The 12,455-nt window shown below is 48.8% G+C and carries 8 protein-coding genes; 1 reads left to right on the top strand and 7 read right to left on the bottom strand.

What is annotated here, in order from left to right:
• Positions 1 to 23: 23 nt before the first annotated feature.
• On the bottom strand, positions 24 to 1,520 hold the full coding sequence (locus tag V8F51_RS18490) for a carboxylesterase/lipase family protein (RefSeq protein ID WP_337101842.1): 1,497 nt from the start codon (positions 1,518 to 1,520) through the stop codon (positions 24 to 26).
• 158 nt (positions 1,521 to 1,678) lie between these two features.
• Between V8F51_RS18490 and V8F51_RS18485 the strand changes: the two genes are divergently transcribed.
• Positions 1,679 to 2,194, top strand: a complete 516-nt coding sequence (locus V8F51_RS18485; protein ID WP_337101841.1) for a TetR/AcrR family transcriptional regulator — start codon at positions 1,679 to 1,681, stop codon at positions 2,192 to 2,194.
• A 14-nt stretch (positions 2,195 to 2,208) separates the two neighbouring features.
• Here V8F51_RS18485 and V8F51_RS18480 read toward each other — a convergent pair whose 3' ends face one another.
• The 6 genes from V8F51_RS18480 to V8F51_RS18455 all read right to left on the bottom strand — a co-directional run bounded on the left by V8F51_RS18480 (position 2,209) and on the right by V8F51_RS18455 (position 12,446).
• Positions 2,209 to 4,023, bottom strand: coding sequence for an ABC transporter ATP-binding protein (locus V8F51_RS18480; protein ID WP_337101840.1), 1,815 nt, complete (start codon positions 4,021 to 4,023; stop codon positions 2,209 to 2,211).
• Positions 4,020 to 6,236 (bottom strand): ABC transporter ATP-binding protein, encoded by a 2,217-nt coding sequence (locus V8F51_RS18475; RefSeq protein WP_337101839.1) that lies wholly within the window; start codon positions 6,234 to 6,236, stop codon positions 4,020 to 4,022. The genes V8F51_RS18480 and V8F51_RS18475 overlap by 4 nt, the downstream gene beginning before the upstream one ends.
• Positions 6,237 to 6,279: 43 nt before the next feature.
• Positions 6,280 to 6,696 (bottom strand): MarR family winged helix-turn-helix transcriptional regulator, encoded by a 417-nt coding sequence (locus V8F51_RS18470; protein ID WP_337101838.1) that lies wholly within the window; start codon positions 6,694 to 6,696, stop codon positions 6,280 to 6,282.
• Between the two features lie 161 nt (positions 6,697 to 6,857).
• Entirely contained in the window at positions 6,858 to 10,058 is a 3,201-nt protein-coding gene (locus V8F51_RS18465; protein WP_337101837.1) for a glycoside hydrolase family 2 TIM barrel-domain containing protein, read from the bottom strand.
• A gap of 15 nt (positions 10,059 to 10,073) precedes the next feature.
• On the bottom strand, positions 10,074 to 11,162 hold the full coding sequence (locus tag V8F51_RS18460; protein WP_337101836.1) for a hypothetical protein: 1,089 nt from the start codon (positions 11,160 to 11,162) through the stop codon (positions 10,074 to 10,076).
• A 282-nt stretch (positions 11,163 to 11,444) separates the two neighbouring features.
• Complete coding sequence (locus tag V8F51_RS18455; RefSeq protein WP_337101835.1) at positions 11,445 to 12,446, bottom strand: zinc-dependent alcohol dehydrogenase; 1,002 nt, start codon at positions 12,444 to 12,446, stop codon at positions 11,445 to 11,447.
• Between the last annotated feature and the right edge of the window lie 9 nt (positions 12,447 to 12,455).

The following is a 12,455-nucleotide window of genomic DNA, read 5'->3' as shown; positions in this document are numbered from 1 at the left end:
GGTTCGATGCGGCTGCTTTTGCTCTATTCTTTGTCGTACAACAAGCCGATTTTCTCCCAAACCTTGACTACCTTATCATCGATTCTTATCGACTGATTCGATGACTCCCCATCGAAGAGATGCAGCATACTGGTTTCACTCTCGTATTTCGTCCAGTTCACTTCTCCGCCGCTCGGATTGCCCGTCCTCATGAAGTTCAACCATGAATCGTTCATATGATTACGTACAGCATCCAACTGCTCCTGTGGCGTACCTCTCAATGCATAGGAGAAGTAGCCTCGATCGATCGTATTCAACGAGAACGGAACTTCAACCGCATGAACCGCGCCCATTTTCATATGCTTGTAAGCAACCGGCACAAAGTCGAAGCGGTACATCCATACGTTGCCGTGTTTCGACTGCTCATCTGCACAGCGGTGAGCGTCCATGGCGAACAGATAATCTTTCACAAATTCACTTAGCCCTTTCGGTTCGGCGAAACGAACATAGGCTGCTCTCAGCTCGTTGAAATAATGTTCCTTGCCGTTGTTTCTCAACATGGTTTCTACATCATTCCATGACGGGAACCAAGCTTTATTGAATTCTGAATCCGTAACAAACGTGTCTCCTTCATCGCGATTATACCCGATTATAACAGGAACCCCGTCCGCGCTGCCGTTCTTTAACGCCGTCCAATGACGTTCGGGCAGCAGATCGTCGCCGAAGAAGGGACCCGGCATAAACATTCCGCTGTACTCTTTCGTGAACTCGTTGTAGAAAGCTGCTCCCGCTTCCCTGATTTTGGCGACATCCATCGATTTAAGCTTCGAGATGTCATCAGGCTGTACGCCAAGATGCTTCAGGTATTGGGGAATGCTGATCTTCGTGAACGCTCTGCCGCCGCTGGCACGAGGAAGGCCGCTTTGCGCGATCGCCTTATGGTACAAGCCCTTAGCTGCAGGGCTCGCGAGTAAATTGAACACGGCGCAGCCTCCGCCGCTTTCGCCCGCAATGGTAATGTTGTCCGGATCTCCGCCGAATGCTTCTATGTTCTCCTTCACCCACTTCAAAGCCTCTATCTGATCGGATAAGCCGCAGTTCGTATCGAATAACTCGTTATCGTATTGATTGAAATCGTAATATCCGAGCGGTCCTAAGCGGAAGTTGATATTGACGCGTACAACTTCGCCGCTTGCCGCCATTTGCGCTCCATCGTAACTTAAATCACTATTGTAACCGAAATGAAAACCTCCGCCGTATATCCATACCAAGACGGGCAGCTTCTTGGCGTCTTTGGAAGCCCATATGTTCAGATTTAAGCAGTCCTCGGCTTCCTTCTCGCGCTGGCCGACATACTGAATGGGGTCATTGCCATAATTCGTGCATTCCATTACTCCTTCCCACGAATCAACTGGCTGCGCCCGCTTAAATCGCAGATCGCCAACAGGAGGCTTCGCAAACGGTATGCCGTACCAGGCACGTATACCCTCAGTTTCAACGCCTTTTACTTGACCCGTATTCGTTTGAATGATCAGATTCATGATAAACCTCCTAAGAATGTAATCGAAATCAACATATGTTGATTTCGTTATGCAACTAATCTATAATTTCTATCAGATGCAGTCAACGCTTAAAGCTCAATCCACGCCTGAAATAGACAGAATTACTAAAAATCGTTGCTCAGAAAGGGATTGCAAACATGAACAAAAAAATCATTCAATCCAAACAGGCGCTCAGGCATGCGCTAATCTCCCTTATGGAATCCAAGGACATTCATGAGATCACCGTTGCGGAAGTATGCCGCAAGGCGGATATTAACCGTACGACTTTTTATAAATACTTTTCGATTCCGCTGGATATCTTGAGTGAGTATGTGGATGAAATCAGTAAGGAAGCGTTGCAATCGATAAAACAAATAATTGATCCATCTTCAGAAATCCAACTCTTTGAAAGCCTATTGGAGATATGTGAGATTTACAATGACAACCAGGCGGTTATGAAAATGTATTTGAAATTCAATCAAACGCTTCAAGTGATAATGCAGCAGATCTTTGGTACATATGCTGGGAAAGAGTTCGAAGAAAGTAGCTTGACCTATTTTATAGCCGGGGGAGTATCTTCCATTATTGTGCAATGGAGCTTAAATGATTATAGGCAATCGCCCGAGGAAATTGCTACAATCCTGACTGCCTATATCGTTCAACTACACTCCTAACCCGAACAGAACCGTTAACCCGCTGCCACCTCGACATCCGCATGCTCGAACTGGCTGTTATAAAGGTTCGCGTAGAACCCACCTCTCCACATCAATTCCTCGTGTGAGCCTTGCTCGACGATATCTCCTTCGTTCATGCACAGAATGAGATCCGCGTTTCGAATCGTGGACAGCCGATGCGCGATAATAAAGCTGGTTCGTCCCTCCATCAGCTTATCCATTGCCTTCTGAATCAGAATCTCAGTCCGGGTATCGACGGAGCTGGTCGCTTCATCCAGAATAAGCACCTTCGGGTCGGCGAGAATCGCCCTCGCAATGGTCAGCAATTGCTTCTGCCCTTGCGATACGTTGCTCGTCTCCTCGTTCAGTTCCATCCGGTACCCCTCGGGTAGCGTACGGACGAAATGATCTACCTGCGCCTCCTTCGCTGCCTCAACAACCTGTTTGTCTGTCGCGCTCAAGCTGCCGTAACGGATATTGTCCATGATGGAGCCGTTGAACAGCCATGTATCCTGCAGCACCATACCGAACTTCGCGCGAATATCGTGCCGTTCGAACGACGTAAGGTCATGGCCGTCAATGAATATAGCTCCGCCGTCAAGATCGTGGAAGCGCATCAGCAGCTTGACGATCGTCGTTTTGCCTGCACCCGTCGGACCGACGATCGCCACACGTTGACCTGGCAGCACATCCAAGGAGAAGTCTTTGATAATCGGCTTCCCCGCCTCATAGCCAAACTTCACGTGTTCGAAACGGATATGGCCACGGATGGCGGCTTGATCTGCTAACGCTACGACCTCACCTTCCTCTTCCTCCTGTTCGCCAAGGAACTCGAACACCCGCTCCGACGCCGCTATCATACGCTGAAGCTGGCTCGACAAGTTCGCGATCTGCGTGATCGGCTGGGTAAAGTTCCGAACATATTGGATAAACGCTTGAATATCGCCGATGCTGATCCGACCTTGGGCCGCCATCGTTGCCCCTATAATGCTAATGACGACAAAGCCAAGATTGCCTACGAACATCATAAGCGGCATCATTAAACCAGAGAAAAATTCGGCTTTCCTCGCGCTTTCGGAAAGCTTTTCATTCTCAGCGTCGAATTGCCCGAGTGCTTTCTTCTCCCCGTTGAATGCTTTCATAACGACATGGCCGCCGTACATTTCCTCCACATGACCGTTCACGCGACCCAGATATTGCTGTTGATGGCGGAAATGCTTCTGAGACGATTTCACTAAACCGATGACGAATAACATCGAGATCGGTACCATCACGATGGCGATCAACGTAAGCTGCCAGCTGATCGTCAGCATCATCGCCGTAACGCCGATGACCATGGCCAAAGAACCGAGCAGCTGCGTAATGCTTTGGCTAAGAGACTGTTCCAGCGTATCGACATCGTTTGTCATCCGGGACAAAACATCGCCCTGACTGTTCCGATGGAAATAGCCGAGCGGCAGCCGATTGATTTTGCCCATGACGGCATTCCGAAGATTGTACGAAATCTTCGTCGCGACTTCCGCCATTACATGACCCTGCATGTAACTAAAAAGCGCTCCTAGCAAATAGAGTGCCGTTAACCAAAGAACGATCATGCCAATAAGACCGAAGTCGATCTCTGCCGATTCTCCTTTCATCATACGGGAGATGCCCGCCACCAGCTCGTCGGTCGCCATTGCCATGATCTTGGGCCCGACGATGCCGAATAGAGTAGCGCCCACGGCAAGGAAAGCTACCGCCGCCAGCCGCCATCGGAATGGCGTCAGATAAGACAATAGCGTCTTCATCCCGCCTTTGAAATCCTTCGCCGTGCTCTTGGAATTCCTCATGCCAACTCCTCCTTCGAAAGCTGCGACTCCGCAATGTCCCGATACTCCGCGCAGTTCTCCAGCAGTTCCTGATGTGTGCCTATTCCGACTATACGTCCCTTATCCAGAACGATAATCTGCTCCGCGTTCTTGATCGTGCTCACGCGCTGCGCCACGACCAGGACGGCAGCGTTCGCCGTGAAGGACTTCAGCGCCCTTCTAAGCGCTGCATCCGTCTTCAGATCCAATGCCGAGAAGCTGTCATCGAAAATGTAGATTGGCGCCTTCCTGATGAGAGCACGAGCGATGGCCAGACGCTGCCGCTGCCCTCCGCTCACGTTCGTCCCTCCCTGAGCGACCTTGGTCGCGATCCCCTCCTCCAGCTTTTCGACGAAGCCTATCGCTTGCGCAACTTCCAATGCTACCACGACTTCGGATTCATCGGCTGCCTCCTTGCCGTACCGAACATTGGAAGCGATATCCCCCGAGAATAGAATACCTTTCTGCGGCACGTAACCGATGCTTTCGCGCAGCTCATGCTGAGAGATGTCTCGAATATCGATGCCGTTCAACGTAATTTGCCCTACCGTCACGTCGTGAAAGCGGGGAAGAAGGCTCACTAGCGTGGATTTCCCCGATCCCGTCGTTCCAATAAAGGCCGTCGTCTCGCCTGGCTTTGCCGTGAAGCTGACGTCTTCCAGGACGGGCTTCTCCGCATCCCGATAGCTGAAAGAAACGCCCTTGAATGCAACGGTTAGCCCAACACTATCCGTTAGCGTCTTCGGTTCTTCAGGATCACGGACGGACAGCTCCGTACCCAGCACTTCTTGAATCCGCTCGGCGGAAGCAATCGCCCGGGGGATCATCATAAACATCATCGATAAGAACAGGAACGACACGATGATCTGCATGGCATACTGCATGAACGCCATCATATTGCCGATCTGCAGCTCCGATGCCGCAATCGACTTCGCTCCAACCCAAATGATAAGCAGCGTAACCAGATTCATTACCAATGTCATCGCGGGAAGCATGAAAACCATCGTTCGCTGAACGAACCGATTCGTCTTTCTTAAGTTCTCGTTAGCCTGCTCGAACCGAGTCTCCTCATAACGCTCGTTACCGAACGCCCGGATAACCATTATGCCGGATAAACTTTCCCGGCTGACCAGATTCAGCTTGTCGATCAGCGTCTGCAGAATTTTGAATTTCGGTACGGACAAGGAGAACAAGACAAGAATCATGCCTACGATGGAGACGACCGCCACCGCGATGATCCAGCTCATTGACACACTGCTGCGTATGGCAAGGATTACGCCGCCGATGCCCATGATCGGCGCGAGTAACATAAGCCGCAGTCCCATCATGATAAGCTGCTGGATCTGCTGTACGTCGTTTGTAGTCCTGGTAATTAGCGAAGCCGTCGAGAAACTGTCGTACTCGGCGCTCGAGAAACGGCTAACCTTCTCGAAGATGTCACGTCGCATCCGCATGGCGACGGACGTGCCAATCTTGGATGAGAACCATCCCACGACAATTGCCGAGAAACCGCCGAGCAGCGCAACCCCGATCATTTTCAGTCCCGTTCCGATAATGGATTCGCGCTGATACTGCTTCAGGTCGACGCCCATCTCTTCGTAGAATAGACGAGTAAACATTAACGCGACTTGCGAGCCTGCCATGGATTCGTCCTCCGCGGCCGCCGAGATATAGGCGTCAAGCTCTCCGGATAATTGGCGCTCCGTTAACCGCGGCGCCATGGCGTACAGCGGCTCCAACTCCAAGTTCGTTGTCCTCTCTTTCGCCGTTTCGGCATTCACCGTCTCGCCTCCTGGCATGTCTTGCAAAGTAAGGACTAATGCATAGACCGCGCGAGTGTAAGCATCTCCAAGCCCCTTGATCGGATCGCCGACTAGCCTATAAATATCCTTCGCTTCGGATATCGGGTACCGTTCCGAGATATCTTCGTCTGTTCCAGCACGAATCAAGACGTAGCCCGCATCGAGCACAGTTGCGTCCTGTTCGCCCGCAAACGTCTTCAGCAACTCCATCCCGTTATCGCTAATCGCAACAGGTGCTCCCGACTCAATTCCCCCTGCTTGAATGCCGGTATCGACCATATCGCTCATAAGTTTGGGCAGCCCTAAATCGCTCGATACTTGAATGAACAGAAATACGATGCATGCCGCAATCGATAGCGCAAACGGTTTTAAATAACGAAAAATCAATTTCATAACAACCCCCCTTACTATCAGCGTCCTAACCATAACGGCACGCTTAAAAGTTTTTCTTTAGCTTCTCCGAGATCGTGAAGAACGTTGCGATCTCTTCTTCCGTTAATCCGCTGCGCAGATCAATCTCGAACGCATTGAACCGCCTGATGACTTGCTCATGGAGCGTAATTGCTTTCGGCGTCAGGGTAATCTTCTTCAGTCTGGCATCGTGTTCTACGGCTTCCCTCACGATAAGGCCGTCCCGTTCCATCAGCTGCAGAACGCCCGTTACCGTTGCGCGGCGGATATTGAAATCTCGTTCCAAATCGCGCTGGAACACCGCGCGGTCCGCATTTGACCGGAGGTAGCCAATCACCCAGCCCTGCATACCCGTCAGCCCTTTTTCGCCGTCGTCCAACTTCCGCTTGATCATATTGGCCAGTATTTTAATTTCAAAGCTGATCGCACTGGGCAGTTTCATACTCTCACCTCTCAATGTTAGGATGCTAACATCATAATAATCCTTCCTACAAAAGCTAACTAACACTTTGCCGACCTTGGAAGTAGCACTTTTACGACTTTATTGGTTTCCAGGAAAACAAAAAGAAGCCGTCCCATAAGGAACAGCTCCTTCACCCCTGCTTAATAACCCTTGATCAAAGGGGTAATTCTGTAAGCATATCGATATAGCCTATTTTCCTTTAACGTAAACTCCTCATGCGTGCTGGCGATTCCAGGCAAATCGCCGCCTACCCCGCGTTGTCTGTAATCGATGTTCAACGTAATGATATCGTCTCGAATCGGCAATTCATGAACATGAGTGGCCTTATCGAGTTCTTCCATCGTATAGGGCCACGCACTTACGTACAGCAGGGTACCGGTCATATCCATGAACCGCAATCCTTGCCCCCCATAATCAGTAAAAGAGACCCATCTCACATCCGTCCGGTTACCGTTTTCCTGCGGCTTTAAATACGTATGAATCGAATCGCAAACTTTCAACGAGTACTGGCCAACGGCTGCCCCGGTTTGTCGGTCCAACATCGTTTCGTGCGGACCTTTGCCAAACCATGTCATCTGATCGAACCGGCTTGGGATCTGCATTTGCATTCCGAAGCGAATGAGTTCTTTGTTTGGCGTCAACGTCTGCTGCACATCGATTTCCCCATTGCCATAAATCGTGTACTCCAGTTCAAGAGGTTCTTGACCGATATTGACCTCGGACGTAACATGGACGATTACTTTCGCTTCATGTTCTTTGCTCCAATGAACTTCTTGTACGTTACGAGTCGCTTCAGCTTCCTTCCACACCCGGTCACTAACCCCATGCAGTGCATTCCTCATATGTTCCAGTTGGCCCTGGTTCGCCGGGTCGTTCTGTTTCTCCAGCCTTTGAATCATTTTCGTAACGATGCGAACAACGCCGTTATCATTGTCGATGGTCGGGCGGTAAAAGTTAGGCGCGATGGGAGCGCTAAGCATTGGAATGCCTTTATATACGTACTTCTCAATGACGCCTCTTTCCTTGCTGATGGTGATAGAGAAGTTATCGGACGCAATCTCGATTTCACCCTCATTTTCGATAACCGCCAGCTGCCCTCTCCCCTCGTAGGCTTCAGGCATAACCCGGAGAGATAATGGCAATTCAAACTGATCCCACGCGACAATGTGACCTTTGGGCGCCCAAGGCAGAGACTCCTTCAGGACAAATTCAACGGAAAGATGATATTCCTTATTGGCCTTATATTCAACATTCAAATAAGGAAGAGTAACCTCTGACGTATCCATAGGATCCACGGAAATATGGCTTATTGTATTGTGTGCAATAGGCAAGCCTTCTTCCAGCAAGGTCCAATTCAATTCCACAAAGTCCAGCGACAGGAAGCGGTACTTGTTTTCGACGGCGATTCGGCCATTGGCCACATCCAAATCGTGGACCTTAATTTCCTGATACACTTTTTTCACTTCATAAGCAGCGGGACGAGGGGTGCGATCGGCTGCAAACACACCGTTTCCGCAGAAGTTACCGTCATTTGGTTCATCTCCGAAATCGCCTCCGTAGGTCCAAAAATCTTCGCCCGTTTCTGTTTTTCTCAGGATGCTTTGGTCAACGAAATCCCAAATATAGCCGCCGATGTTTCTTGGATATTTTTCGAAAGCATCCATATATTTTTGGAAATTCCCCAAGCTATTCCCTACGATATGGGCATATTCCACAAGCAGATACGGTTTGTCACCGTATTCCGTCTCCGTCACATAAATTTCCTTCTCCTTATACGTCGGATCGCCTTCCGAAAGCACTCTTTCTCCGCGCCCCACGGCTTCTACTCTCTCAGGCGGCGCATACATCTGCGCAAACATGTCCGAATAGGCTACGTGTCGATCTCCTTCATAAATAATCGGTCTAGTACGGTCCAAGTCGAGCGCGGCTTGCTTCATGAGCTTAAAGTTATCGCCGTCGCCCGATTCATTCGCAAGCGACCATATGATAATGGACGGATGATTCTTGTCCCTTTCCACCATTCGTACGACTCTGTCCACGCAAGGCTTCGTCCATCTCGCATCGCTGCCAGGTATGCTCTCCCGCAGTCCGTGAGTCTCCACATCCGCTTCGTCCATCACGTATATGCCGTACCGGTCGCACAGATCGTAAAATGCCGTCGCATTCGGATAATGGCTTGTCCGAACCGCGTTCATGTTGTAGGCTTTCATTAATCGTACGTCTTTCTCCATCAGTTCTACCGAAATCGAATGCCCATACTCGGGACCGAACTCATGTCTGTTTACTCCGCGAATCATGATCGGTTTGCCGTTCACGAACAACTGAGCATCCTTTATTTCTACTTTTCTGAATCCGAAACTCGTCGCACGAACTTCCACGACTTCCTGATTGTCGTCCATTAGCGTCAATAGAACTTTATATAGATTCGGCGTTTCCGCAGACCATTTTCGCGGATTCAGAATCTGATGTTCCAGTTTGACGGTCGTTTCCTGTCTTGCACCGATAGAAATCTCCTTGGACGCAAGCTCCCTCTCTCCGACAGGAACGCCATTTTCATCGGTTAATCCAACGATAATCCGATATCCGCTGACATCCGTACCGTGATAATTGGTAATTTTTGCCCTGACATTCAAAAAGGCATCTTCATAGTTATCGTCGAAGTCACAATAAATAAAATGATCGCGAATATCCACCTTCGGCTTCCCAGTCACGAAGACGTCCCTGAAAATACCGGCAAGACGCCACATGTCTTGATCTTCCAAATAACTTCCATCTGAATATTTATAGACTTCTACTGCCACGTTATTTTTGCCGCTCTTGACATAAGGCGTGATGTTGAATTCCGCCGGTGTCATAGAACCCTGACTATATCCGACCTTTTCCCCGTTTATCCATAAGTAAAATGCCGACTTTACGCCCGCAAAATGAATAAATACTTCCTTGTCGTACCAATACGGCAGCTCGAAATCACGTTTGTAGCTTCCAACCGGATTATCGTCATGATCAATGCTCGGGATCGCTTCCAGCGAATCTGTTTTTACCGGATTCGGATAAGCAACGTTAGTGTATATCGGGAAACCATATCCTTTGATCTCCCAACAGGATGGCACAACCAAGGTGCTCCAATGATCCGTAGGATAATCGTCTCGATAAAAATCTGTGGGACGTTCTTTCGGATTTTTCGAAAAATGAAATTTCCATTCTCCGTTTAAACAAAGCTTCCACTTGGACGGTTCACCCAGCAGGGCACCGCGTTCGTTATCGTATGGTATCGATGTTGCGGATCCGTCTTCTTTGTTGACATGCAATACTTCAAGGTTTTCCCATTCCAATATCCCCATGTTGTCCTCCTTCAATCAATAGGCTAGAAGTTTTGCAGGATTCTCGACAGTAAGCTTCACAATTTCCTCGCCAAGACCGAACTGCTGCAACTGTCCCAACATTTCTGGGAAACGAGTATATCCATATGAGCCAGCCGTCTTTCCATGTGCCTTCGATGTGCTATCATGGCCACATACAATCTGTGATCCATACCCTTTTTTCAATAAAGCAACTAGACCTTTCAATCTATCGTAGTCATCCGGAAGTGTTGAGACCAATGAACCCCAGGAATCGAAACCGACGTACACACCTTGGTCCAAAATCTTCTCGATATAATCCGTATTCACGTTTCTTCCGATTTCCGGATTGTAAAGGTAAGCTTGATTCTCGCAGCCTCTGCGTAAAAACTGATCCTGGTGCATCATTAACAATCGATCAGGATTCATACCGCATTCTTTTAGAGCCACGTCTACAACCTCATAAATATGGTCATTCGTCATAGGGTAGCCGGAATGAACATGAACAGAGAGACCTGTCTCATTCGAAAGTCTTGCTTGTGCGCGAAGCGCATCTAACTCACTCTTATCGATGGAACCGTCATCGTGAATGGTATTCACCGCACATTTTAAGAAACCAGGCAACACATCGCTGCCATCGATTCCTTCTTCCACTTCTTTTTTGAATACCTCATACATAAACCTGTCGTCTCTTCCGATATATTCATCCGGACGGGCGGCAGCGTAATAAATACCGGTACAGGTAATAAGGTGAATTCCGCTTTTTTGGGCGGCTTCTTTTAACTGTTCAGCAGGAGCTCTCATTCCTATTGGAGATGCATCGACGACAGCCTTTCCTCCAATCATTTTAAAAGCATTGAACTCGGCGACCGCGAAATCAATATCCCCGGCCAATGAACAATCATCCGAAAAAATGGACATTCCCTGCCTTAGACCTGCCAGATTTTCCATACGAAGCTCCAGCATCGTCTCAGGTATTCTACCCTTATACTTCATAACTTCTCTGCTTAGTAAGGAAATGTCTCCCAATACATGCTCGTGCGCCGTAGTAAACCCTAATTCCTCCGGTTTAATGTCCCCTAATACGGTAGTAATTCTTTTACTCATTAGATAGACTCCTTTCTTATGAACACCAAGTATTTCATAAAATCGATCGACATTTCGCTGAAGAGAGTAAGAAATCCTCATCCTGTCTTCATCGTAGCGGACAGACTACTTTCTATCTAACGGTTTGACGACTTTTTCAATGACGGTTTACAGACTTTCGCCAAACAAACAAACGAACAAACAAAGCACCTGAGTCAAGGGTGTAGCCTTCCTTGGATCAGATGCTTTTCGCTCAAACTTTTAATCCCTATTTCATTTCGCTTTCCGTTATCCGAAAGAGATTTAGTAATTAATAACGACCTTCAGCCCAGCTCCGCTATTTGCTGCTGCCGTGATTGCAGTTTCGAATTGGTCCAGCGGGTACTCATGGGTGACAAGATGCTCTAGGTTATAGGACTTCGACTCCATGAAATCCAAAACGTAATTAACTTCCTCATAACCGGCGCTGCCGATAATATTTTGGCTGCTCATGGTGATCTTCTGCAGATCGACGACGCGTGGCGTATGGTGAATGCCGATGATGACCAGCTTCGCTCCTATCTTGCCATATTGCTGGAACTGCTGCGGAATTTGCTCGATACCCACGGCATCAATAAAGATATCAACGTTCACCTTCTTGCCGAAAATTTCGTTTTCTTCGCCAAACACTTCGAATAGCTTCTCGCCCAGATCTTCCTTCATCGAGTTGCAGACTTCGAAGTTATATTGCTTGAGAATATCCAATCGGAAGTCGCTAATATCAACAACCATCACCTTTTCAACTCCGCGAGTTTTTAAACCGAATGCAGCTGCAACCCCGATGATTCCGGAACCGAACACGACCGCGGTCTGCCCAGGCTTCGGCTCCGCCCGTTTGGCTCCGAAGAATCCGACAGTAAATGGTTCGATCATTGCTGCCGTCTTATTCGTAATGGCGGCGGGCACTTTGTACAAACTATGATTCAGCTTGGCACCTGGAATAAGGACTTTCTCGGAGAAGCCTCCTATCGTCGCGGAGCGCATCAAGTCCCCTTTGGCGAAGGTTGGATAAGGATACACGCGTTCGCCAATTGCGAAGTCTTTTACATCACGACCAACTCCAATTACTTCGCTGATCATTTCATGGCCGAACTCGCTGTTCTGCCAGATCATAACTTTCTCGCCGCCGTGATTGTAAGCAGCGATATCCGAACCGCAAATGCCCGAAACCAAATTTCGAATGACGACATCATCCTCTCCGCAAACCGGATCGGGAAGTTGCTCGAGGACAACTTCCTTAACACCTTTGTAAATTGCTGCTTTCACTTAGATACA

The sequence above is a fragment of the Paenibacillus sp. YIM B09110 genome, from assembly GCF_037167145.1.
GTDB lineage: Bacteria > Bacillota > Bacilli > Paenibacillales > Paenibacillaceae > Pristimantibacillus.
Note: the sequence above shows the minus strand (reverse complement) of the source record. Positions and strands in the feature narration are given on the sequence as shown.